General features: G+C 68.2%; 20 protein-coding genes, 2 tRNA genes and 1 pseudogene. 17 read left to right on the top strand and 6 right to left on the bottom strand.

What is annotated here, in order from left to right:
* The 9 genes and pseudogenes from pheS (at position 1) to rpoS (ending at position 7,724) form a co-directional block, all read left to right on the top strand.
* Complete coding sequence (gene pheS / locus ACUVYZ_RS10005) at positions 1 to 984, top strand: phenylalanine--tRNA ligase subunit alpha (protein ID WP_439934451.1); 984 nt, start codon at positions 1 to 3, stop codon at positions 982 to 984.
* Positions 985 to 995: 11 nt separating this feature from the next.
* Complete coding sequence (gene pheT, locus ACUVYZ_RS10000; protein WP_439934425.1) at positions 996 to 3,347, top strand: phenylalanine--tRNA ligase subunit beta; 2,352 nt, start codon at positions 996 to 998, stop codon at positions 3,345 to 3,347.
* An 11-nt stretch (positions 3,348 to 3,358) separates the two neighbouring features.
* Positions 3,359 to 3,691 (top strand): integration host factor subunit alpha, encoded by a 333-nt coding sequence (locus ACUVYZ_RS09995; RefSeq protein WP_333843682.1) that lies wholly within the window; start codon positions 3,359 to 3,361, stop codon positions 3,689 to 3,691.
* Positions 3,645 to 3,995, top strand: coding sequence for a MerR family transcriptional regulator (locus ACUVYZ_RS09990; protein WP_439934426.1), 351 nt, complete (start codon positions 3,645 to 3,647; stop codon positions 3,993 to 3,995). Before ACUVYZ_RS09995 ends, ACUVYZ_RS09990 begins: the two co-directional genes overlap by 47 nt.
* 76 nt (positions 3,996 to 4,071) lie before the next feature.
* A tRNA-Pro gene (locus ACUVYZ_RS09985) sits at positions 4,072 to 4,148 on the top strand.
* Positions 4,149 to 4,261: 113 nt separating this feature from the next.
* A pseudogene (gene surE, locus ACUVYZ_RS09980) lies at positions 4,262 to 4,999 on the top strand (5'/3'-nucleotidase SurE); the annotation flags it as partial.
* 140 nt (positions 5,000 to 5,139) lie between these two features.
* Entirely contained in the window at positions 5,140 to 5,799 is a 660-nt protein-coding gene (locus ACUVYZ_RS09975; RefSeq protein ID WP_439934427.1) for a protein-L-isoaspartate(D-aspartate) O-methyltransferase, read from the top strand.
* A gap of 30 nt (positions 5,800 to 5,829) precedes the next feature.
* Positions 5,830 to 6,789, top strand: coding sequence for a peptidoglycan DD-metalloendopeptidase family protein (locus ACUVYZ_RS09970; protein ID WP_439934428.1), 960 nt, complete (start codon positions 5,830 to 5,832; stop codon positions 6,787 to 6,789).
* On the top strand, positions 6,786 to 7,724 hold the full coding sequence (gene rpoS, locus ACUVYZ_RS09965) for an RNA polymerase sigma factor RpoS (RefSeq protein WP_439934429.1): 939 nt from the start codon (positions 6,786 to 6,788) through the stop codon (positions 7,722 to 7,724). The genes ACUVYZ_RS09970 and rpoS overlap by 4 nt, the downstream gene beginning before the upstream one ends.
* 3 nt (positions 7,725 to 7,727) lie before the next feature.
* Here the strand turns inward: rpoS and ACUVYZ_RS09960 are convergent, their stop codons facing one another.
* The 4 genes from ACUVYZ_RS09960 to ACUVYZ_RS09945 form a co-directional block, all read right to left on the bottom strand.
* The gene (locus ACUVYZ_RS09960; RefSeq protein ID WP_439934430.1) at positions 7,728 to 9,695 is read right to left on the bottom strand and encodes a transglutaminase TgpA family protein; all 1,968 of its coding nucleotides are present in this window, start codon (positions 9,693 to 9,695) and stop codon (positions 7,728 to 7,730) included.
* Positions 9,692 to 10,606, bottom strand: coding sequence for a DUF58 domain-containing protein (locus tag ACUVYZ_RS09955; protein WP_439934431.1), 915 nt, complete (start codon positions 10,604 to 10,606; stop codon positions 9,692 to 9,694). The genes ACUVYZ_RS09960 and ACUVYZ_RS09955 overlap by 4 nt, the downstream gene beginning before the upstream one ends.
* 137 nt (positions 10,607 to 10,743) lie before the next feature.
* Positions 10,744 to 11,664, bottom strand: a complete 921-nt coding sequence (locus ACUVYZ_RS09950; RefSeq protein ID WP_439934432.1) for an AAA family ATPase — start codon at positions 11,662 to 11,664, stop codon at positions 10,744 to 10,746.
* A 10-nt stretch (positions 11,665 to 11,674) separates the two neighbouring features.
* The gene (locus ACUVYZ_RS09945; protein WP_439934433.1) at positions 11,675 to 14,368 is read right to left on the bottom strand and encodes a bifunctional acetate--CoA ligase family protein/GNAT family N-acetyltransferase; all 2,694 of its coding nucleotides are present in this window, start codon (positions 14,366 to 14,368) and stop codon (positions 11,675 to 11,677) included.
* A 95-nt stretch (positions 14,369 to 14,463) separates the two neighbouring features.
* On the opposite strand from ACUVYZ_RS09945, the gene ACUVYZ_RS09940 reads away from it, so the two are divergent.
* Together ACUVYZ_RS09940 and yrfG are read left to right on the top strand one after the other, a co-directional pair.
* Complete coding sequence (locus ACUVYZ_RS09940) at positions 14,464 to 15,387, top strand: histone deacetylase family protein (RefSeq protein WP_439934434.1); 924 nt, start codon at positions 14,464 to 14,466, stop codon at positions 15,385 to 15,387.
* 7 nt (positions 15,388 to 15,394) lie between these two features.
* Positions 15,395 to 16,048, top strand: coding sequence for a GMP/IMP nucleotidase (gene yrfG / locus ACUVYZ_RS09935; RefSeq protein WP_439934435.1), 654 nt, complete (start codon positions 15,395 to 15,397; stop codon positions 16,046 to 16,048).
* A 7-nt stretch (positions 16,049 to 16,055) separates the two neighbouring features.
* Here the strand turns inward: yrfG and ACUVYZ_RS09930 are convergent, their stop codons facing one another.
* Positions 16,056 to 16,427 (bottom strand): Mth938-like domain-containing protein, encoded by a 372-nt coding sequence (locus ACUVYZ_RS09930; RefSeq protein WP_439934436.1) that lies wholly within the window; start codon positions 16,425 to 16,427, stop codon positions 16,056 to 16,058.
* Between the two features lie 125 nt (positions 16,428 to 16,552).
* On the opposite strand from ACUVYZ_RS09930, the gene alaC reads away from it, so the two are divergent.
* The 6 genes from alaC (at position 16,553) to ACUVYZ_RS09900 (ending at position 21,349) form a co-directional block, all read left to right on the top strand.
* Positions 16,553 to 17,737: an alanine transaminase gene (alaC, locus tag ACUVYZ_RS09925; RefSeq protein ID WP_439934437.1), complete on the top strand. Its 1,185-nt coding sequence runs from the start codon at positions 16,553 to 16,555 to the stop codon at positions 17,735 to 17,737.
* 50 nt (positions 17,738 to 17,787) lie between these two features.
* Positions 17,788 to 19,104, top strand: a complete 1,317-nt coding sequence (locus ACUVYZ_RS09920; RefSeq protein ID WP_439934438.1) for a homoserine dehydrogenase — start codon at positions 17,788 to 17,790, stop codon at positions 19,102 to 19,104.
* Positions 19,105 to 19,198: 94 nt separating this feature from the next.
* The gene (gene thrC / locus ACUVYZ_RS09915; protein WP_439934439.1) at positions 19,199 to 20,611 is read left to right on the top strand and encodes a threonine synthase; all 1,413 of its coding nucleotides are present in this window, start codon (positions 19,199 to 19,201) and stop codon (positions 20,609 to 20,611) included.
* An 80-nt stretch (positions 20,612 to 20,691) separates the two neighbouring features.
* Positions 20,692 to 20,767: transfer RNA gene (locus ACUVYZ_RS09910), tRNA-Lys, on the top strand.
* A 119-nt stretch (positions 20,768 to 20,886) separates the two neighbouring features.
* Positions 20,887 to 21,063: a hypothetical protein gene (locus ACUVYZ_RS09905; RefSeq protein ID WP_439934440.1), complete on the top strand. Its 177-nt coding sequence runs from the start codon at positions 20,887 to 20,889 to the stop codon at positions 21,061 to 21,063.
* Positions 21,064 to 21,139: 76 nt separating this feature from the next.
* Entirely contained in the window at positions 21,140 to 21,349 is a 210-nt protein-coding gene (locus ACUVYZ_RS09900; RefSeq protein WP_439934441.1) for a hypothetical protein, read from the top strand.
* 126 nt (positions 21,350 to 21,475) lie between these two features.
* On the opposite strand, the gene ACUVYZ_RS09895 is transcribed toward ACUVYZ_RS09900, so the two are convergent.
* Positions 21,476 to 21,760: a hypothetical protein gene (locus tag ACUVYZ_RS09895; RefSeq protein ID WP_439934442.1), complete on the bottom strand. Its 285-nt coding sequence runs from the start codon at positions 21,758 to 21,760 to the stop codon at positions 21,476 to 21,478.
* Between the last annotated feature and the right edge of the window lie 634 nt (positions 21,761 to 22,394).

Genomic DNA, 22,394 nt, shown 5'->3' with positions numbered 1-22,394 from the left:
ATGGAAAGCCTGGATCAGCTCGTCCAGGAGGCGCTCAACGAGTTCCAGGGCGTCGAGGACCCGGATGCCCTGGAGAGGGCGAAGGCGCGCTATCTGGGCCGCGCGGGGGTCATCACTGGGCTGCTGAAGGGGCTCGGCCGGTTGCCGGCCGAGGAACGGCCGGCGGCCGGCGCGCGGATCAACCAGGCGAAACAGACGCTGGAGGAGGCCCTCGCCCGCGCCCGGGAGGCGCTCGCCTGGCGCAAGCTGGAAGAACGCTTGGCCTCCGAGGCCCTCGACGTCACCCTCCCGGGACGGGGCCAGGGCACCGGGGGGATGCATCCCGTGACCCGCACCCTCGCCCGCATCGAGGAGCTGTTCGCTTCCATCGGCTTCGAGATCGCCTCCGGCCCGGAGATCGAGACCGACTATTACAACTTCACCGCCCTCAACATCCCGGAGGGGCATCCCGCCCGGGCCATGCACGACACGTTCTACGTGGAGGGCGGGCTGCTCCTGCGTACCCATACCTCCCCGATCCAGATCCGCTACATGGAGCGCCATACCCCGCCCATTAAGATCATCGCCCCGGGGAAGGTCTATCGCGTGGATTCGGACGCCACCCACTCCCCCATGTTCCACCAGGTGGAGGGCCTGTGGATCGACAACCACATCACCTTCGCCGACCTCAAGGGGGTGGTGGCCGATTTCCTGCGCCGGTTTTTCGAGCGGGACACCCTCCAGGTGCGCTTCCGGCCGTCCTTTTTCCCCTTCACCGAGCCGTCCGCCGAGATCGACATGAGTTTCGGCGAGGGCTGGCTGGAGATAGGCGGATGCGGCATGGTGCACCCCAACGTGCTGAAGTTTGTCGACATCGATGCCGAGCGCTATCAGGGTTTCGCTTTCGGCCTCGGTGTCGAGCGGCTGGCGATGCTGCGCTACGGCGTCAACGACATCCGGGCGTTTTTTGAAAACGATCTGCGCTTCCTGAAACAGTTCAATTAGGCCCCAGGGCCATGAAGTTCTCCGAACACTGGCTCCGCAGCTTCGTGGATCCGCCCCTCACCAGCGAGGAGCTGGCGGAGGCCCTCACCATGGCCGGGCTTGAGGTGGAGGCGTTGGAGCCAGTCGCGCCGCCCTTCAGCGGGGTCGTGGTCGGCCGGGTGCTGGCGGTAGAAAAACACCCGGGCGCGGACCGCCTCTCGGTATGCCGCGTGGACGCGGGGGACGATCCCCTCACCATCGTCTGCGGCGCGCCCAACGTGCGCCCCGGCATGAAGGCGCCGTGCGCCCTAGTGGGCGCCCGGTTGCCAGAATCAGCCATCCGGGAGGTGAGTGTGCGGGGCGTGGTTTCCCAGGGCATGCTGTGCTCGGCCCGGGAGCTGGGCCTGTCCCAGGAGGCATCGGGGTTAATGGAGCTGCCCGCGGATGCCCCCGTGGGGGTGGATCTGCGGGAAGCGTTGGATCTGGATGACCGGCTCTTCACCTTGAAGCTCACCCCCAACCGCAGCGACTGCCTGAGCGTCGCGGGGGTTGCCCGGGAAGTGGCGGCCATCACCGCCACCAGCCTGCGGCTGCCCGAAATCGAGCCGGTGGCCGCGAGCATCGAAGACGCGCTGCCCGTCCAGGTGGACGCTCCCGACGCCTGCCCCCTCTACTGCGGCCGGGTGATCCGCGGCGTGAATCCCGCCGCCCCCACCCCGGACTGGATGGTCCAGCGCCTGGAGCGCAGCGGCGTGCGTCCCTTGAGCGCCCTCGTCGACGTCACCAACTACGTGATGCTGGAGCTGGGGCAACCCCTGCACGCCTTCGATCTCGCCCGGATCGAAGGCGGAATCGTGGTGCGCTTCGGGCGCCCGGGGGAGGGGCTCGCCCTGCTCAACGGGCAGCGGGTGGAAACCGCCCCGTTCCTGGTGATCGCGGATGCCGCGAAACCGCTGGCGCTGGCCGGCATCATGGGCGGGGCGGACAGCGCGGTCGGCGCGGCCACCGCCGACGTTTTTCTGGAGGCGGCTTTCTTCAGCCCCCAGGCGGTGGCGGGGAAGGCGTTCGGCCTGGGCTTCACCTCCGAGTCGCTGCACCGCTTCGAGCGGGGCGTGGACTACGCCGCCACCCGCCAGGCGATGGAACGGGCGACCCAGTTGATCCTCGGCATCTGCGGCGGGCGCGCCGGGCCGATCGGCCAGGTGGAAGGCACGCTGCCCAAGCGGGAGCCCATCCGGCTGCGGGTGGCGCGGGCGCAGCGCCTGCTGGGCATAGAGCTGGATGCGGCCAAGGTGAGCGAGCTGCTGCGGCGGCTCCAGTTCCGCTTCGTCGACGAGCGGGACGTGTTCTACGTCACCCCCCATACCTACCGCTTCGACCTGCAGATCGAGGAGGACCTGATCGAAGAGCTAGCCCGGCTCTATGGCTACGACCGCATCCCGGCGACCCTGCCTTCGGGGGTGGCCGCCATACGCCCGGTTCCCGAAGGGGTGAGGCGCGAGGAAACCCTGCGCCAGCGGCTGGTGGACCGGGACTACCAGGAGGTGGTGACCTATGCCTTCGTGGACGAGGCGCTGAATGGGGACCTTACGGGGAACGGGGAGCCCGTGCGCCTCTTGAATCCCCTCGCCAGCCAGATGGGGGTCATGCGGGGCAGCCTGTGGACAGGCCTGCTCCAGTGTCTTCGCTACAACCTGAGTCGCCAGCAGCCCCGGGTGCGGGTGTTCGAGGTAGGCAGTTGTTTCCTTCGTCAAGACGGGGAACTGCGCCAGCCGGCGCGCATCGCCGCCCTCGCTTACGGGGAGGCATTGCCGGAGCAGTGGGGGGAGGCGGCCCGGAATGTGGATTTCTTCGACGTGAAAGCCGATCTGGAAGCTCTGTTTGCCCCCCGGCCGGTGCGCACGGTGGCCCGGTCCCATCCGGCCCTCCACCCCGGGCGCTCGGCGGCCGTGGTGGTGGAAGGGGTAGAGGTGGGATGGATCGGCGCGCTGCATCCCCGCTGGCAGCAAAAATACGAGTTGCCCGAGGCCCCCGTCCTGTTCGAAGTGGAGCTGGCCGAGGCGCTGCGGGTGCCAGTTCCCGCTGCCCAGCCGGTCTCCAAGCTGCCTTTGGTACGCCGCGACATCGCCGTGCTGGTGGACGAGGGGCTGCCCGCCCAGGCCTTGCTGGACGCCCTGGAGGGACTCCACCTGGACCGGGTGGTGGAAGTGGGTCTCTTCGACGTGTATCGGGGAGGGGGCCTTCCCCCCGGGAAAAAAAGCCTTGCATTCCGAGTGTTATTCCAGGATACTCAGAAAACCCTTACCGACCAGGAGGTTGAGGAACTGGTGGCCCTGCTGGTGCGGGCCCTCGAGCACAAGTTCCAGGCCAAGCTTCGAATTTAAGGGGAATTTCCATGACGTTAACAAAAGCCGAGCTCGCGGATCTGTTGTTCGAAAAGGTCGGCCTCAACAAGCGGGAGGCCAAGGACATGGTGGAGTCCTTTTTCGAGGAGATCCGGGTAGCCCTCGAAAACGGAAACAGCGTGAAACTCTCCGGCTTCGGCAACTTCCAGTTGCGGGACAAGCCCCAGCGCCCCGGGCGCAACCCGAAGACCGGCGAGGAGATCCCGATCACCGCCCGCCGGGTGGTGACCTTCCACGCTAGCCAGAAATTGAAAGCCCTCGTCGAGCAGACCTATCGTGGACCCGACAACGCCCAGCAAAGAGTTGCCTCCGATTCCCGCTAAGCGCTACTTCACCATCGGTGAAGTGAGCGAGCTATGCGGGGTGAAGCCCCATGTCCTGCGCTACTGGGAGCAGGAATTCACCCAGTTGAAGCCCGTCAAGCGGCGAGGCAACCGGCGCTATTACCAGCATCACGAAGTGCTGCTGATCCGGCGCATTCGCGAGCTGCTCTACGAGCAGGGCTTCACCATCAGCGGTGCCCGCCATCGCCTGGAAGAGGGGGCGAGTGTCGCGGCCTCCACCCCGCTCGATCTGCGGGAGCTTAAGCGCGAGCTCAAGGAAGTTATCGAATCCCTGCGCCTTTGAGGGACCCCCGGCGAAGGTTCCCCAGCGGGCGCACCCGCGCCGTTGTCCCGTTCTCTGCTATAATCCGTTGCGCGTTCGGGGCGTAGCGCAGCCTGGTAGCGTACCTGCATGGGGTGCAGGTGGTCGCTGGTTCAAATCCAGTCGCCCCGACCAGTTTTTCAGAAGGCGGAAGTCAGGGGCGCAAGCCGAAGAAAGCGTCGGACGCGCGGCATCGATCCAGGCGGTCGCAGGTCGTGTTCTAATTTCTGACTTCCGACTTCTGTCCCATGCGGATCCTACTGAGCAACGACGACGGCTATTTCTCTCCCGGTCTCGCCGCCCTCGCCGAAGCCCTCGCCAAAATCGCAAGAATCACGGTGGTCGCGCCGGAGCGCGACCGCAGCGGGGCGAGCAACTCCCTGACCTTGGATCGGCCGCTCACCGTGCGGCGCGCGGCCAACGGGTTCCTGTACGTGAACGGCACCCCCACCGACTGCGTGCACCTGGCCGTGACCGGGCTCCTTGACGAGATGCCAGAGATGGTGGTCTCGGGCATCAACCACGGGGCCAACATGGGCGACGACACCATCTATTCGGGCACGGTGGCGGCGGCCATGGAGGGCTACATGCTGGGCATCCCGTCGATCGCCGTGTCCCTGGTGTCCAACGGGGACAAGCATTTCGACACGGCGGCCCGGATCGTCGCCGACCTGATCGAGCGCCATCAGCGGGAGCCGTTTCCCGAGCCCGTGCTGCTCAACATCAACGTGCCGGATTTGCCCTTCGAACGGCTCGCCGGCATCCAGGTCACCCGCCTCGGCAAGCGGCACAAGGCGGAAGGGGTGGTGAAAAGCGTCAATCCCCGGGGGGAGACCGTGTTTTGGGTGGGCGCCGCGGGGGCCGCCCAGGACGCGGGCGAAGGCACCGATTTCCACGCCGTCGCCCGGGGGGCGGTGTCGCTCACCCCGCTGCAGGCGGATCTCACCCGCTTCACCCAGATGGAGGCGTGCCGTCAGTGGCTGAAGGCCTACGGGGAGCGCCTCCAGGGCCGAGAGGGGAGCACCGGCGACCCGCAGCATCAGACGCGTCCCCCGGCTCTCCAGGGCTCCGGCCGGGACCCGGAAGCCGTGGGCCAGGGCACGGCTTCGCGCCCGGGCAGGTTCGAATGACCTCCCGCTTCGACGGCATCGGCATGACCTCCATGCGCACCCGCGCCCGCATGGTGGAGCGCCTGCGCGAACGGGGCATTCGGGACGAGGAGCTGCTCGCCGTGATGGGCAGCCTCCCGCGGCACCTGTTCGTCGACGAGGCGCTGGCGAGCCGGGCCTACGAGGACATTGCCCTGCCCCTCGGCTTCGGTCAGACCATCTCCAGCCCCTACACCGTGGCCCGCATGACCGAGGCGCTGCGGGGCGGCCAGGTGCTGAAGAAGGTGCTGGAAGTGGGCACGGGTTGCGGCTACCAGACCGCGGTCCTGGCGCGCCTGGCGAAGGAAGTATATTCGGTGGAGCGTATCGGCGCGCTGCTCAAGCGCGCCCGCGCCGCGCTTCGCGACCTGCGCCTCTACAACGTGCGCTTGAAGCATGGGGACGGCCAGCAGGGCATCCCCGAGGCGGCGCCCTTCGACGGCATCATCGTCACCGCCGCCATGACCCACGTACCGCGCTCCCTCACGGAACAGTTAGAAGTCGGTGGTAGAATGGTCCTGCCCCTCGGCGCCCAGGAGCAAGTGTTGCACCTGATCGAGCGGACCGAAAGTGGGATCAGGGAAAGCGCTCTCGAGTCGGTGAAGTTTGTGCCGTTGATTCCTGGGGTGGTGAGCTGAGGGGGCTGTTCGGCACTCCGCGAATCCCGCATGCACCGGCATCGACGCCCGCTTCTCTTCGTATGGATCCTCCTGCTGGCGGGCTGCGCGCCCGTGCGCCAGGGGGCCCCGGTAGTCGACCGCACCCCGTCCGCTGCCCCGCAAGCCAAAACCGTCCCCGCCCCGTCCCGGGCGGATTCCCGCGGCGAAGTCTACGTGGTCAAGCGGGGCGATACCCTCTACAGCATTGCCCTGGAGCACGGGATGGACTACCGGGAGCTGGCGGCGATCAACGGCATCACCGACCCGGGGACGCTCCCGGTGGGGCGCGAGCTCAAGCTCAAGCGTCCGGCCCCGCCGGCGGCCCTCGCACCCGCCGCGAGCGAGCCGGGCGGAGTGGTCACCGCGCCCCTCGTCGTGCCTTCGGGCATCGAGGCGAAGCCCCTGGGCGATTCGGTCACCCTTAAGACCGAGCCGAAGGGCTACAAGCTCCCCTACTCGGCGGAGGCCCTCGCCCGGATGAAAAGCGGGACGCCGCTCGCCGCGGCGAAGCCCGAGTCGGCCACCCCGCCCAAGCCGGAGGCGAAACCCGACCCCAAGCCTGAGGCGAGGCCCGGGCCGGACCCGGAGGGGGACGGGGAGATAGATTGGGCCTGGCCCGTGACCGGCAAGCTCATTTCCCGCTTCTCCGAGGGGAGCAAGGGGATCGACATCGCCGGCCGGATGGGCCAGCCGGTGTACGCCAGCGCCCCTGGCAAGGTGGTCTATACCGGCAGCGGCTTGCGGGGCTATGGAAAGCTGGTCATCATCAAGCATAATAGTGCCTACCTGTCGGCCTATGCCCACAACCGGGAGATCCTGGTGAAAGAAGGGCAGAGCGTCGCCAAGGGCCAGCAGATCGCGGAGATGGGCAATACGGACGCCGACCAGGTAAAGCTGCACTTCGAGATTCGGCGCTACGGCAAACCGGTGGATCCCCTCAAGTATCTGCCGGCGGACAGGGCTTCATGAGCAACGACAGCTTTTCCCACGAAGAGGAGTCCCTGGAGCCGACCCCGGAGCCGCCTCTCGCTTCCGAAGAGACGTTGTATGAGCCGGAAGCGCTGACCGGCGACCTCCTTTCCGACGTCACCAAGCTTTATTTGAACGAGATCGGGCACAACGCCCTGCTCACCCCGGAGGAGGAGCTGCGCCTCGCCCGGCTCACCCGCCAGGGCGACTTCGCCGCGCGCCAGAAGATGATCGAGCACAACCTTCGGCTGGTGGTGAACATCGCCAAGCACTACGTCAATCGCGGGGTGGCGCTGATGGACCTGATCGAGGAGGGCAACCTGGGGCTCATGCACGCCCTGGAGAAATTCGATCCGGAGCGCGGCTTCCGCTTCTCCACCTACGCCACCTGGTGGATCCGCCAGAACATCGAACGGGCCATCATGAACCAGTCCCGCACCATCCGGCTTCCGGTGCACGTGATCAAGGAGCTGAACACCGTGCTGCGGGCCATGCGCCACCTGGAGGCCCATTCCGAGCGGGAGCCCACCGCCGAGGACGTGGCCCACCTGCTGGACCGGCCTGTGGAGGAGGTGCGCCGGGTACTATCCCTCAACGAGCGCACCGCCTCCCTGGACGCGCCTCTGGACATCGACCCCATGCTTTCCATCGGGGAGTCCATCCCCGACGAGGCCAACCCGACGCCCGATCTGTGGCTCGAACAAACCCAGCTCGAGCACTGCGTGCGCGACTGGCTGCAGCAACTTTCGGAAAAGCACCGCTGGGTGATCGAGCGCCGCTACGGCCTAAACGGCCACGAGGTGGCGACCCTGGAGCAACTGGCCGAGAGCCTGGGGCTCACCCGGGAGCGGGTGAGGCAGATCCAGGTGGAAGCCTTGCAGTCATTGCGGCGGTTGCTCCAGCGGCGCGGCATGTCCAAAGACCTGTTGCTTTAGCGCTCAGGCGCGAAAACTCCCCACCAGGATCCGCAGCCGCTTGAGTTGGCGCGGATCGCCCTCGGCCCCGTAGCGCAGGGCGATGTAGAGCTGGGAGATGGCCTGCACCTGGGCGGCCAGCTCGGGACGGGCCGCGGCGACCCGGTCCGCGTAGTCCCTGGGCCCTTCGCCCGGCCGCCGGGCGAGCCCCCGCCGGGCGAGCCGCCGGCAGAAGCGGCGATAGAGCCGCTGCGCCGGCTCCGGCCGCCGTTCCCCCATCCGCCACAGCAAGCCGGCGGCCAGCATTCCGATCAGCGCCCCCGTGCCGGCGAGAAGCAGGGCGGCCATGGAGCGCCAGTCGGGGCTCGCGAAGCCGATGCGGCTCAGGAGCTTCCGCTGGCGCTCCCCTCCGTAGCCCAGCACCCATTGGTTCCACCCGTTGGCCAGGGCGTCCCATGCCAGGCGCATCTGTCGCAGCCAGCCGCCGCCCGGGCGCATGAGCACGGGGAGCGGCTCCCCGGAGGCCGCGGCCAAGGCGAGCCCGCGCTCGACCCGCTCCGGGGCCACTGCCGCGGTGGGGTCCACCCGGGTCCAGCCCGAGGGCTCGAGCCACACTTCCGCCCAGGCGTGGGCGTCGGCCTGGCGTACGATCAGGTAGCCGCCCAGGGGGTTGAGCTCGCCCCCCTGGTAGCCGGTGACCACCCGGGCCGGGACGCCGGCGGCGCGCATGAGGAAGACGAAGCTCGAGGCGTAGTGCTCGCAGAAACCGCGCCGGGTATTGAACAGGAAATCGTCCACCGGCTCCGCGCCGAGGAGCGGCGGCCGCAGGGTGTAGAAGAAGCCCTCGGCGCGGAAAAACTGGAGCGCCCGCTGGACGATGGCCGCCGGATTTCCCAGCTCCCGTTTCCACGTCAGGGCGAGGGCCCGGGCCCGGGGATTGCCGCCGGAAGGCAGTTCCAGCGCCCTCTCGGCCGCCTCGCCGGAGAACCCCGGCTCCGCCCGGTAGCGCAGGTGAGAGGTTGCCGTGTAGCGGGTGCGGCTTCGCACCGGCGCCTGGGCGACCAATTGGTAGTCAGGCGTTAGCAAGGTTTTTTCCGGGCCGCGGCCGAGCAGGTCCAGGGCGAACAGCCAGCGCCGCTGATGGGGCTCCAGGGTCACCGTGTAGGTGACGCCCGCATCCAGGGGCTCCAGCGCCCCAGGCCCCGGCCCCGATGACAGGGACATGGACCAGACCCGGCCATCGAAGCGGGTGAGTACCGGCCCGCGCCAGTAGAGCCGGGAGGGCGGCGGCGCCTCCCCCTGGAAGTCCACCCGGAAGGCGACCGCGTCCGACAGGGACAGCCGGCTCAGATCGCCCGGCGCCATGGTGTCCGAGAGCCCGCTCACGCCCTCGGCGGCTTCGTGGGGAACGCCCCACAAGGGCTGGGGCAGGCGCGGGAAGAACAGGAACAGGATCGCCATCACGGGCAGCGCCTGGGCGAGGAGCGCCGCGGCGGTCCTGAAGGGAGTGCCCAGCCCGGGATCCCCCGCCCCGTGGGCGAAGGCGGCGAGGAGGGCGGTCAGGCTCAGGACCGGCGCGGCGGCGTAGACGGCCATGGGGATCGACTGGTCGTAAAGGAAGACCGTGATCACCAGGAAATAGCCGAGGAACGCGAGGAGCACCGCGTCCCGCACCGTGCGGGACTCCAGGAGCTTGAGGGCCACTAGGACGATGAACAAGGCAACTCCCCCTGAGGGACCGAAGAGGGTGCCGTAATGGAGCGCGGTGCCGGCTACCCCGGCGGCGGCGAAGGCGAAAAGCAACAGCCGGGGCGGCAGCGGGCCGCCGGTGAAAGCCAGGTACCAGCGCCACAAGCCCAGCATCAGCACGAAGGCGCACATCCACAGGGGCAGGCGCGGCAGATGGGGCGCCACGGCGAGCCCCAGGGTGAGGAGCAGCCAGGCGCTCTGGCGCTGGGTGGGGCGGGACTCCAGGGGAGACGCGGCGCTCATGGGCGGGGGGGCGGGTCGGGCCGCACGGGGTCCCCCAGACCGAATAGGGCCAGGGCTTTGAGACAGGCGCGGCGGTGCTCAGGGGTGAGGGCCGGGGGACGCGTTGCCCCCGGGAGCCGCAGCCCGTAGGGGATTCCCAGGACGTCGCACTCCAGCACCCAGCGGGCGAGGCGGGACAGCCGGGCCTCCGTGTCCAGGCCGGCGAGCCGCTCCCAGTCCAGCCACACTTCTTCCGCGGCGTTGCCGCTGAATTGCTTGGTGAGGGTGCCCCGCTCCTGGGCGGCGGCTTTCCAGGCGATGTGCCGGGGCGAATCGCCGGGGCGGTAGTCCCGCAGGCCAGCGAAATCCTCCCCGGCTCCCAGGAGGTCCCGTCCTCCTTCCATGGGGTGGAGGGCGGCGGGGGGCGGGAGCCGGATATCCTCGGGCCGGGGATAGACCAGGCACTGGAGCTTAAGCTCCACGGGTGCCCAGGCGCGGAACAACCCGAGGGGGTAGCGGGTGTGCACGGTCAAGCGCTGGAGCCGTAGCCAGCCCCGCCGGGTCGCCGTCATGGACACGGTCAGGGTGCGGGTCTGCCCCGGCGGGAGATCGCAGTGGACGGTGGGACTGCCGGGATGGGAGAGGGCGACGCTCAGGCGTGGTCTCGGCGAACGATTGGTGAGATCGATCCCGAAGGTGACCGCCTCGCCGGCGAACGCGGGAGCGGTCTTGCCGACGGACACCTCCAGGCCCGCCAGGGTGCGGAAGGCATGGAGGATGGAGACCATGCCCATCGCCCCCAGCAGGAAGGTCAAGGCGAAGCCCAGGCTCAACTGGTAATTGGTGGCGCCGATCAGCATGAGGAGGAGCATGCCGGCAAAGACGAGCCCCTGGCGCGTCGGCAGGATGAAGATGCGGCGCCGGGTCAGCACGACCCGAGCGCCGTCGCGGCCGCTGGATTCCGATCCTGGAAGATGCCCGGCGCGGCGGGCGGTTCCGCCCAGGCCCGCGCGGATCCTCGCCGTCCAGGGACCCGTTTCCCAGGCGTTCGCTGCCGGCGATCTCATGCTCACGGGATGGGCACTGCGGCGACGATGCGCCCGCTCAGATCGGTGCCGTCCTCGACCCCCAGGCGGTCGGCGGCGGGCCGCAGCCGATGCCCCACCACGCTCGGCAGCACCGCCTGGATGTCCTCCGGCAGGACTTCGCGCCGCTCGTCCATGAGCGCCCAGGCTCGGGCGGCGGCGAGCAGCGCTAGCCCCGCCCGGGGCGACAGGCCGGTGTGAAAAAGGGGCGAGCGGCGCGTGAACTCGATGATGGCCTGGAGGTAGTCCACCAGGGCATCGGAGGCGTGCACCCGGCGAACCTGGCGCTGCAGCGCCTCCAGCTCCCCGGCCTCCATGCAGGGCGTGAGCTCCGCCAGCAGCGCGCGGCGCTCGATCCCCTTGAGCAGCCCGCGCTCGGCCTGGGGGTCCGGGTAGCCCAGATGGATGCGCATCAGGAAGCGGTCCAGTTGGGATTCGGGCAAGGGAAAGGTCCCCACCTGGTGGGACGGATTCTGGGTGGCGATGACGAAGAAGGGACGGGGCAGGGCCCGGCTCTCCCCTTCGATGGTCACCTGGTGCTCCTCCATCGCCTCCAGCAGGGCGCTCTGGGTCTTGGGGGTGGCCCGGTTCACCTCGTCGGCCAGGATCACCTGGCTGAAGATGGGTCCGGGGTGGAACTTGAAGGCGCCCGTGTCCCGCTCGTAGATGGACACCCCCACGATGTCCGCCGGCAGCAGGTCGGCGGTGAACTGGATGCGCCGGAACTCGAGCCCCAGGGACTTGGCCAGCACGTGGGCCAGGGTGGTCTTGCCCACCCCCGGCAGGTCTTCGATGAGCAGATGCCCGCGGGCGAGGAGGCAGGCGAGGGCCAGCCGGATCTGCCGTTCCTTGCCCAGGATGACGGTACCCGCCTGTTGGACCACCCGCTCGACGGCGCTTGCCATGTCGTGATCCTCAGAGGGCCTTGCGGACCCGCTTGAGGCTGGGGTCTTCGGGGTGGTTTTCGATGGCGAAGCCGAGCTTTTCCATCAGCCTCAACATGTTGGCGTTGCCGGCGAGCACGTCGCCCACCATGGCCTTGAGGCCGTTCGCCCGGGCCACTTCCATGAGGGAATGCATGAGCTTGGTGCCAATCCCGCGTCCCTGCCAGGCGTCGGCCACCACCAGGGCGAATTCGCACGTCTCTCCGTCGGGGTTGGTGACGTAGCGGGCGGCGCCCAGTTCCATTTCCCGCTCGCCCTCGGCCAGCACGGCGATGAGGGCCATCTCCCGGTCGTAGTCGATCTGGGTGAGGCGGGCCACGGTCCGGGGGGAGAGCTCCTGCACCGTGCTGATGAAGCGGAAATAGCGGGATTCTTCCGACAGGTTGCGCACGAACGCCTGCAGGAGCTCCGCGTCCTCTGGGCGGATGGGCCGGATGGTGATCTCGGTGCCGTCGGCGAGATTCCAGCGCTGGATCAGATGCACCGGGTAGGGGCAGATGGCCATGTGGGCGTAGCGCGTCCCTGGGCCGGGGGTAGCGTGGTCCACGGTCACCCGGGCGTCCACGGCGATGGCCCCTTCTTCGTCCACGATGAGGGGATTGATGTCCATCTCTCGGATCCAGGGCAGCTCGCTCGCCATCTCCGAGACCCGCAGGAGCACCGTGACGAGGGCGTCCATGTGGATCGCGGGCAGGTTGCGGAAAGGCCCGAGCATGCGGGCCACCCGGGTGCGCTCGATCAGGTCCTTCGCGAGGAGCGCATTGAGGGGCGGCAGGCTCACCGTCCGATCCCCCATGACTTCGGCCACGATGCCCCCGGCGGCGAAGGTGATGACCGGGCCGAACACGGGGTCGGTGGCGATCCCCACCATCAGCTCGCGCCCGTTGGGCTTCACCGTCATGGGCTGGAGGGTTACGCCATCGATGCGGGCTTCGGGCAGGCGGGCCGCGACGCTCCCCATGATCTCGTTGAACGCCGAGCGCAGTTGCTGCACGGTGGCGATATTGAGCTTCACCCCACCCACGTCGCTCTTGTGGGGGATGTCCGGGGAATTGATTTTCATCGCCAGGGGAAAGCCCATCTGCTCGGCCACCACGATCGCCTCGGGAAGGGAGCGCGCCACCACGGTGCGGGCGACCGGGATGCGGAACGCCGCCAGCAGGGACTTGGACTCCATCTCCGAGAGCACCTTGCGCTTCTCCGCCAGCGCGTGCTCGATCACCATGCGCGCCCCCTCGGCATCCGGCCGGTCGACCCGGGACGTGGAATAGGGGACCTGCACCAGCAATTGCTGGTTGCGGTAATGGGTGGCGATGTGGGAGAAGGCCTCCACGGCGGGCTCCGGGGTGCGGAACACGGGGAGCCGGGCATGGGACAGGATCCGCCGCCCTTCCTCCACGTCCTCGCCTCCCATCCAGCAGCCCACCACCGGTTTCCTGAAATCCCGGGCGGTCTCCGCCACGGCTTCGGCCACCCGGGCTGCGCGGGTGTTGACATGGGGCGTGAGGATCACCAGCACGCCGTCGATGCCCGCGTCCTCGAGGCAGGCGCGCACGGCGCCGCGGTAATGCTCCTCGGTCGCCTCCCCCGTGAGGTCCAGGGGGTTGCCCCGGGACCAGCCGGCGGGGAGGGCTGCGGCGAGGCGCTCCAGGGTGGCGGGCGCGAGGGCGGGGACATCGATGCCGATGCCTGCCGCCCAGTCGGCGGCGATGACCCCGGCGCCCCCTCCGTTGGTGACGATAGCGAGCCGGTTGCCGGTGGGCCGGTAGCGGGCGCTCAGGCACTTGGCGGCGGAAAAGAGCTGGCTGAAGGTCTTCACCCGCACCGCTCCGGCCCGGCGCAGGACGGCGTCGAACACGTCGTCGGACCCCACCAGGGCCCCCGAATGGGTGAGGGCGGCCTGGTAGGCGGCGGGACACCGGCCGGTCTTCACCACGATCACCGGCTTGGCCCGGGCCGCCATGCGCAGCGCGCTCACGAACCGTCGCGGGGCGAACACCCCCTCCAGGTACAGCAGGATGCTTTCGGTGGCCACGTCCCAGGCCAGGTAGTCCAGTATCTCGCCGAAGCCCACGTCGGCGCCGTCGCCTACGGTGACGACGCTGGAGAAGCCCACTCCGTCCGCCTGGGCCCAGTCCAGGATGGCGTTGGTGAGAGCCCCGGACTGGGAGACGAGGGCGATGGTGCCGGGAAGCGCCCGGAAACGGCTGTAGGTGAGGTTGATGCGGGCCGCGGGCCGCTGGATGCCTGGGCACGCGGGTCCCAGGATGCGTACTCCGCCCGAGCGCGCCGCCGCCAGGGTCTGCCGCAGCAGGCGCGGCCCCTGGGGATAGGCGGGAGACAGCCCGTCGCTGACGATCAACGCGGCGCGGATCCCTTTGCGGGCGCAGGCGGCGACGATCTCCGGGATCGCCGCCGCCGGGGCGGCGACGACTGCCAGGTCCACGCTGGCGCTCACTTCGTCCAGGGAGCCGAAACACGGGCGCCCGAGCACCTGGGCGTGCTTCGGATTGACCGGATAGACGGCGCCTTCGAACTGTTCCGCGAGCAGGTTCTCCATCAGCACCCGGCCCGCCGTTCCGGGGCGCTCGCTTGCCCCCACGATGGCCACCGACCGGGGAGCGAAGAGGGGCGTGAGATAGTGCCTTTCGGTGGAGACCGTCACGGATGCACCGTCATGGACAGGACCTGGGGGCCGCCGTAAGATGTTTGCAACAGAAGCGCCGGCGCACGCCAGGCCAGCAAATGGAGGAGGCTCGATTGAGCACGGTGCTCATCACCCATCCCGACTGCGCGCTGCACGACATGGGCTCCTATCACCCGGAATGCCCCGCCCGGATCCGGGCCATCGAGGATCAGCTCATCGCTTCCGGGTTGATGAACTGCCTGAGGCACGAGGAGGCTCCGCTGGCGACCCGGGAGCAACTGGAGCGGGTCCACGCCCCCGAATACCTCGATACGCTGCAAGCGGCGGCCCCCAAGCAGGGGCTGGTGCACCTCGACCCGGACACCGCCATGAATCCCCACAGCCTGAAGGCGGCGTTACGCGCTGCAGGTGCCGCCATTCTAGCAACCGACCTGGTGATCGGCAAAAAGGCGGACACGGCCTTCTGCAACGTGCGGCCGCCCGGCCATCATGCCGAGTGCGCCCGAGCGATGGGGTTCTGCTTCTTCAACAACGTGGCGGTGGGCGCCGCCCACGCCCTGGAGCACCACGGGCTCGAGCGGGTCGCCATCGTGGACTTCGACGTGCACCACGGCAACGGCACCGAGGACATCTTCCGCGACGACCCGCGGGTCATGATGGTGTCCACTTTCCAGCATCCCTTTTATCCCTACAGCGGGGTGGAGGGACGCTCGGAGCGGATGGTGAACATCCCGCTGCCGGCCTACAGCAACGGCGCCAAGTTCCGCGCCGTCGTCACCGAGCACTGGCTGCCGGCGCTGGAGCGCTTCAAGCCCCAGATGGTATTCGTTTCCGCCGGCTTCGACGCCCACCGGGACGACGACATGGCCTCCCTCATGCTAGTGGAGTCCGACTACGCCTGGGTCACGGAGCGCATCAAGGAAATCGCCGACCGCTACGCGGAAGGGCGCATCGTCTCGGTACTGGAGGGGGGCTACGACCTGCACGCCCTGGGGCGCAGCGCCGCGGCCCACCTCAAGGTGCTGGCGGAGCTTTGACGCCGCCATGATCGCCTGGAACGCGGTGGACACGGTTCTGCTGGACATGGACGGGACCCTGCTGGACCTCAATTTCGACAACCACTTCTGGCTCGCCCACGTGCCCCGCCGCTACGCCGAGAAGCACGGCTTGAGCTTCGAGCGGGCGCGGGAGGAGCTCGTCGAGCGCTACCGCCGCAAGGCCGGCACCCTGGACTGGTATTGCATGGACTACTGGACCCGGGAGCTGGGCCTGGACATCGCCCGGCTCAAGGAGGAGGTGGAGCACCTGATCGCGGTCCATCCCCACGTGGTGCCGTTCTTGATGGAGGTGCGACTGCGGGGCAAGCGGGCGGTGCTGGTCACCAACGCCCATCAAAAGAGCCTGGAATTGAAGCTCAAGCGCACCGGGCTCGAGCGCTATCTGGACGGGCTCGTCTGCTCCCATGGGCTCGGGCTGCCCAAGGAAGCCCCGGGTTTCTGGGGGCGGATGCAGGCGCTCGAGCCCTTCGATCCGGGACGCACCGTCCTGGTGGACGACAGCCTACCCGTGCTGCGCTCGGCGCGGGCCTTCGGCATCCGCTACCTCGTCGCGGTGCGCCGGCCCGACTCCGCGGCCCGGGAGGCGGCCGTCACGGAATTCGATTCCGTGGCGAGCTTCGCCGAATTGCTGCCGGGGTAAGGGACGCTCAGCCCAGGATCAGGGCTGCCACCACTTTGCGATCCTCGGCCATGAGGATGTTGTAGGTGCGGCAGGCGGCGTAGGTGTCCATGATCTCGTAGCCGATGCCGGCCTGAACCAGCGGCTCCAACAGGCTGGGATCGGGAAAGCGCAGCCGCTCCCCTGTGCCGAGCAGCACGATCTCCACGTCGAGGCCGGCGAGAAACTGGAAGTGTTCCCGGGCGAGAGCCGGGAAGGCGGGGACGTCCCAGTTCTCGATGAGGCGCTCGGGAAGGATCACCAGGCTTCTGTCGTAGCGCCGGCGGTTAACCATCACGTGGTCGCGCCCGTAGCCGGTGACCACGTTCTTGTCCGCCACCTGGGCGAGATGCAGTTTCATGGCGGTCGTTGCAGGGGACTTTACTCCTCGGTAGCATTATAAACTTTTTGTCCGGCCGGGCCCTGGCTTGGCTTATTGATACGGTAAAGGGTTGACGAGCCGCTTACCGCTTTTGACCCGCGACCATGGAAGAGTTTCCGCGCATCAAGCGCCTGCCCCCGTACGTGTTCAACATTACCGGGGAGCTCAAGCTCGCCGCGCGCCGGCGCGGGGAGGACATCGTCGACTTCGGCATGGGCAACCCCGACGGGCCGACCCCCAAGCACATCGTAGACAAGCTGGTGGAGGCGGCCCAGCGGCCGGATACCCACCGCTATTCGGTGTCCAAGGGCATTCCCCGGCTGCGGCGGGCCATCTGCACCTGGTACCAGCGTCGCTACGGGGTCGAGCTGGACCCGGATGCGGAGGCGATCGTCACCATCGGCTCCAAGGAGGGCATCGCCCACCTGGCACTCGCCACCCTGGACCGAGGCGACGCGGTCCTGGTGCCCAATCCCAGCTACCCGATCCACATCTACGGCCCGGTCATCTCGGGCGCAGACATCCGCCACGTTCCCATGGTGCCGGGGGTGGATTTCTTCGAGGAGCTGGAAAAGGCGATCAAGGACTCCTACCCTAAGCCCAAGTTCCTGATCTGCTGCTTTCCCAGCAATCCCACCACCCACTGCGTGGAGCTTTCCTTCTTCGAGCGGCTGGTGGCCCTCGCCCGGGAGCACGACATCTACGTGGTACACGATCTCGCCTACGCCGACATCGTGTTCGACGGCTACCGGGCGCCTTCCATCATGCAGGTGCCGGGCGCCCGGGACGTGGCCGTGGAGTTCTTCACCCTGTCCAAGAGCTACAACATGGCCGGCTGGCGGGTGGGCTTCATGGTGGGGAACAAAGACCTGGTGGCGGCCCTTGCCCGGATCAAGAGCTACCACGATTACGGCACCTTCACCCCGATCCAGGTGGCGGCCATCGTCGCCCTGGAGGGGCCCCAGGAGTGCGTGGAGCAGATCCGCCAGGGGTACCAGAAGCGCCGGGATGTGCTGTGCCAGGGCCTGCACTCCGCCGGCTGGAGGGTGAGCGTCCCCAAGGCCACCATGTACGTCTGGGCCAAGATCCCCGACGCCTACCGGGGGCTGGGTTCCCTGGAGTTCGCGAAAAAGCTGCTCCGAGACGCCAAGGTGGCCGTGTCCCCGGGAGTGGGCTTCGGCGAGTACGGCGACGATCACGTGCGCTTCGCGCTGATCGAAAACGAGCCCCGCATCCGCCAGGCGATCCGGGGGATCAAGGAGATGTTCCGCAAGGACGGGCTGCTGTGAGCGGGACCGGCCGCCCGCGGCGCATCGGAGCGTAGAGAGCGAAGCGAGAAATGAAACCGATCAGGGTGGGACTCCTGGGCATGGGGACCGTGGGCGGCGGCACGTTCCGCGTGCTCAAGCGCAACAAAGCGGAGATTACCCGCCGGGCCGGCCGGGAGATCGTCATCACCACGGTGGCGGACCGCAACGCACAGAAAACCCAGGCCATCGCGGGGGAGGGTATGCGGGTGACCGCCGACCCCTTCGAGGTGGTGAGAGATCCCCATATCGACATCGTGGTGGAGCTGATCGGCGGCACCACGGTGGCGCGGGAGCTGGTGATGGCCGCCATCGAGAACAAGAAGCATGTGGTCACGGCCAACAAGGCGTTGCTCGCGCTCCACGGCAACGAGATCTTCGCCGCCGCCCAGGAAATGGGCGTCATGGTGGCCTTCGAGGCCGCGGTGGCGGGGGGCGTGCCCATCATCAAGTCCCTGCGGGAGGGACTGACCGCCAACCATATCGAGTGGATCGCCGGCATCATCAACGGCACGAGCAACTTCATCCTGTCCGAGATGCGGGACCGGGGCGCGAGCTTCGAGGAGGTGCTGAAGGAGGCCCAGGCGCGGGGCTACGCCGAGGCGGACCCCACCTTCGACATCGAGGGGATCGACGCCGCCCACAAGCTCACCATCATGTCCGCCATCGCCTTCGGCATTCCGATGCAGTTCGACAAGTGCTACACCGAGGGCATCTCCCGGCTCACCCGGGAGGACATTCGCTACGCGGAAGCCTTCGGCTATCGCATCAAGCTGCTCGGCATCACCCGCCGGCGCCCCGAGGGAGTGGAGTTGCGGGTGCACCCCACCCTGGTGCCAGCACGCCAGTTGATCGCCAACGTGGAGGGGGTGATGAACGCCATCCTGGTGAAGGGGGACGTGGTGGGACCGACCCTGTACTACGGCGCCGGTGCGGGCGCCGAGCCCACCGCCTCGGCGGTGGTGGCGGATCTCGTGGACGTGACCCGGCTGCACACGGTGGATCCCAACAACCGGGTGCCCCACCTGGCCTTCCAGCCCGACGCGGTGCAGGACATCCCCATCCTGCCCATGGACCAGGTGGAGACCTGCTACTACCTGCGGCTGCGGGCCCTGGACCGCCCCGGGGTGCTGGCCGACGTGACCCGGGTCCTGGCGGACCTGGAGATTTCCATCGACGCCATCCTGCAGCGGGAGCCGGCGGAAGGGGAGGATCAGGCGGACATCATCATCCTCACCCACAAGACCCTCGAGGCGCGCATGAACGCCGCCATCGGCAAGATCGAGGCGCTGCCCACCCTCATCGGCCCGGCGACCCGCATCCGGCTGGAAATGCTGAACCGGCACTGACGAGCAAAACACCGATGGGTTCGAGCTCGAAGCCATTTCGATCGGCCCGGGGCGCTAGGCGGCGCGCTTGCCCGCTGAAGGCGGAGTCCTGAGCATGCGCTACGTGAGCACCCGAGGCGGCATGGCGCCCCAGTCCTTCCGCCGGATCCTGCTGGGGGGACTCGCCCCCGACGGCGGCCTGGTGGTGCCGGAAGCCTATCCGCGCCTGAGCGGCGCCGAGCTCGCCGCCCTGCGCGGCCGCCCTTATCCGGAGCTGGCCTTCGAGATCATCCGTCTCTTCGTCGACGACATCCCGCCGGCGGACCTGAAGAAGCTGATCCAGCGCACTTACACCAAGGAGGTGTTCCGCAGCGACGACATCACGCCGGTGAAGACCCTGGAGCCGGGGCTCCACCTGCTGGGGCTGTCCAACGGGCCCACCCTGGCCTTCAAGGACGTGGCGATGCAGCTCCTCGGCCATCTGTTCGAGTACGTGCTGGAGCGGGAGGGGACGGAGATCAACATCCTGGGGGCCACCTCCGGCGACACCGGCTCGGCGGCGGAATACGCCATGCGGGGCAAGCGGGGGATACGGGTGTTCATGCTCTCCCCCTACGGGAAGATGAGCCCGTTCCAGACCGCCCAGATGTATTCCCTGCTGGACCCCAACATCTTCAACCTGGCGATCCGCGGCGTGTTCGACGACTGCCAGGACATCGTGAAGCGGGTGAATGCGGACGCCGAATTCAAGGCCCGCTACCGGATCGGCGCGGTCAACTCCATCAACTGGGCCCGGGTGGTCGCCCAGGTGGTGTATTACTTCAAGGGCTACTTCGCCGTCACTCGCGGCGACGACGAGCAGGTTTCCTTCGCCGTTCCCACCGGCAACTTCGGCAACATCTTCGCCGGGCACATCGCCCGCATGATGGGGCTTCCCGTCCGGCGGTTGATTCTCGCCACCAACGAGAACGACGTGCTGGACGAGTTCTTCCGGACCGGCCGTTACCGGGTTCGCAAGAGCGCCGAGGTGGTGCACACCTCCAGCCCCTCCATGGACATCTCCAAGGCGTCCAACTTCGAGCGCTTCATCCACGACGTGGTGGGACGCGATGCCGCGGTGACGGCGCGGTTGTGGCGGGCCGTGGAGCGGGAGGGCGGCTTCGAGCTCGCCGGGACTCCCTATTGGCGGGAGGTGGAGCGCTACGGCTTCGCGTCGGGCTCCAGCACCCACGCGGACCGGCTCGCCACCATCCGCCGGATCTACCGCGATTACGCAGTCATGATCGACACCCACACCGCCGACGGGCTCAAGGTGGGACTGGAGCACCGGGAGCCGGACGTGCCGCTGGTCTGCCTCGAGACCGCCCTGCCTGCCAAGTTCGCCGAGACGATCCGCGAGGCGCTGGGCCGCGACCCGGAAATCCCCCCGGGCTACGAGGACCTGGAGAAACGCCCCCAGCGCTACGAGCTCATGGATACGGACGCCGAGGCGGTCAAGCGGTTCATCGCCGCCCACGCCGCCGGCTGAATAGGAGGCGGAAGTGCCCGCTGCCGCACTCGTTGACAGAGGGGCGGGACGGGCAAATAATGTCCTGAGTTTTTTCTCCCGGGCCGTTAGCTCAGCTGGTAGAGCAGTGGACTCTTAATCCAACGGTCGGGGGTTCGAATCCCTCACGGCCCACCACCGCAATCCCCTCGTGGTGGGCCAGTATCCCAAGTGCCGCCCCGTCGTCGACGGTCAACGCGCGAAGGCAAGCCAGCAAAGCTCGTGTGAGTCCTCCTTGGTTGCGGCAAGAGGCGGTCGTGTCCCGCGTGATGGATGCTCGCAAGTGTCCCTACTGCGGCGGTCCCCTGGAGCGCATTCGGCGCCGTCCCGTCGATCGCCTGCTCAGCCTCCTCTATCCCGTCCGCCGTTACCGCTGCTTAAACCCGGCGTGCCGCTGGGAGGGGCTGCTGTGCCGCCGGCGGGGAGAACCGTGATATCCGGCCTCCGGGCGTCTGTGGCATGCTGATGGATGCCGGGGGATCGAGGCGCCCCGAAGCGAGGAGGGCAGAGATGGAAACGTTGCTGCTGTGGGTCGGACGCCTGGCCGGGCTGGCGGGCGTGCTGGTGTGCGCCGTGGCCGTGGCGGTCAGGCTGAGCGGCGCCTACTGGCTCGCCGGCTTCCAGGCGGGCACCTTGCTGCTGGCGGGGATGGCGGCGATGCTGATGGGGTGCCTGAGTCTCCTGATGCTCCTGACTTCCCGGGTGAGCGCCCGGGACTGACCGGCGTCGTTTTCGGGCCGGGCCGCGAGCGCCGGCTTTGTGGCTCGGCGCAGGGACAGGATGGTTTGCCTGGAAGCGGGAGGAAAGCCCTCGAAAGGCGAGAGGCTTGCCGCCCTCACCGCACTTTCACTGGCTTCTCGCGTCCCCGCGGTGGGACAAGCGCAATCCCTCCAGCACCGTCACGAGGATTTCGGTTCCGTTGGTTACCAGCGCAACTTGCGCCTCGTCGAGTTCCGCGGGCGGGATGGCGGGTTCCTTGAGGGGCAGGGGCCCATAGCGGTGCTGGTAGCACGCCAGGTTGAGGGCGAGCAGCCTGGCGGCTTCGGCCAGCTCATCCCGGCTCGCTTGGGACACGAGGCGCCGGGCGAGCCCGTCGAGCTGCAACAAGGCGGCGAGGTCTGGCATTGCCATCTCCTATCCTTTGGCCCGTGTCCCCCACGGGATGCTTTATTTGACTTGTTCCAGGGCCTTTCGGCGCCGCGAGGCTCTCGCGGACAAAGGTCGCCGCGCCCGCTTCTCGCCAAGCAATTCCCGGACCGGCTTGGCTGGATCGCCCGAACGACAGGCACATAGCGCGCTTTCCGCGAAGCCCTGGCCGGGTTTCGGCGCCTTCATGTAAACGCCGGCGACGGACTCCGATCAGCGCTCGGCACGCGCCCATACGATAAAACGAATCGACGGCTGGCGCGCCGCCCCTTGCACTTCTTAACGATCTCCACCGTCCCTGGATCAAGGTCCGGGACGCAGCGCCTTACGCCTGGGCGTGGCGCCGTTTGCTTCCCGAAACCGCTCCCCTTGCTCCGGGCAACGAGGCGGTCTTGGCGCCCGCCAGGGCATAAAAAACGGGCGGTTTCCCGCCCGTCCGGATTGGCCGGCCTCAGGCTGCGGCCCGCAACGGCATCTCGGCGCAGAAAGGCCCGTCGCCGATCATCCGGGTCTCCTCGGTCCAGGGCAGCCCCTTCGCTTCCGGGTGGACCCGCCGGACCTCTGCCTCGGACATCGTCTGGGGCGTCAGGCGCCCCTCGCCCGTCGTCGGGTCCCGGTA

The sequence above is a fragment of the Pelomicrobium sp. P1 genome (genome assembly GCF_052805615.1).
This window is presented reverse-complemented; position numbering and strand designations above follow the sequence as displayed.

Excerpts from the sequence above, each read along its gene's own strand:
- pheS (WP_439934451.1), top strand. The coding sequence starts at position 1 with ATGGAAAGCCTGGATCAGCTCGTCCAGGAGGCGCTCAACGAGTTCCAG.
- pheT (WP_439934425.1), top strand. The coding sequence starts at position 996 with ATGAAGTTCTCCGAACACTGGCTCCGCAGCTTCGTGGATCCGCCCCTC.
- ACUVYZ_RS09995 (WP_333843682.1), top strand. The coding sequence starts at position 3,359 with ATGACGTTAACAAAAGCCGAGCTCGCGGATCTGTTGTTCGAAAAGGTC.
- ACUVYZ_RS09975 (WP_439934427.1), top strand. The coding sequence starts at position 5,140 with ATGACCTCCCGCTTCGACGGCATCGGCATGACCTCCATGCGCACCCGC.
- ACUVYZ_RS09970 (WP_439934428.1), top strand. The coding sequence starts at position 5,830 with ATGCACCGGCATCGACGCCCGCTTCTCTTCGTATGGATCCTCCTGCTG.
- rpoS (WP_439934429.1), top strand. The coding sequence starts at position 6,786 with ATGAGCAACGACAGCTTTTCCCACGAAGAGGAGTCCCTGGAGCCGACC.
- ACUVYZ_RS09960 (WP_439934430.1), bottom strand. The coding sequence starts at position 9,695 with ATGAGCGCCGCGTCTCCCCTGGAGTCCCGCCCCACCCAGCGCCAGAGC.
- ACUVYZ_RS09950 (WP_439934432.1), bottom strand. The coding sequence starts at position 11,664 with ATGGCAAGCGCCGTCGAGCGGGTGGTCCAACAGGCGGGTACCGTCATC.
- yrfG (WP_439934435.1), top strand. The coding sequence starts at position 15,395 with ATGATCGCCTGGAACGCGGTGGACACGGTTCTGCTGGACATGGACGGG.
- ACUVYZ_RS09930 (WP_439934436.1), bottom strand. The coding sequence starts at position 16,427 with ATGAAACTGCATCTCGCCCAGGTGGCGGACAAGAACGTGGTCACCGGC.
- alaC (WP_439934437.1), top strand. The coding sequence starts at position 16,553 with ATGGAAGAGTTTCCGCGCATCAAGCGCCTGCCCCCGTACGTGTTCAAC.
- ACUVYZ_RS09920 (WP_439934438.1), top strand. The coding sequence starts at position 17,788 with ATGAAACCGATCAGGGTGGGACTCCTGGGCATGGGGACCGTGGGCGGC.
- thrC (WP_439934439.1), top strand. The coding sequence starts at position 19,199 with ATGCGCTACGTGAGCACCCGAGGCGGCATGGCGCCCCAGTCCTTCCGC.
- ACUVYZ_RS09900 (WP_439934441.1), top strand. The coding sequence starts at position 21,140 with ATGGAAACGTTGCTGCTGTGGGTCGGACGCCTGGCCGGGCTGGCGGGC.
- ACUVYZ_RS09895 (WP_439934442.1), bottom strand. The coding sequence starts at position 21,760 with ATGGCAATGCCAGACCTCGCCGCCTTGTTGCAGCTCGACGGGCTCGCC.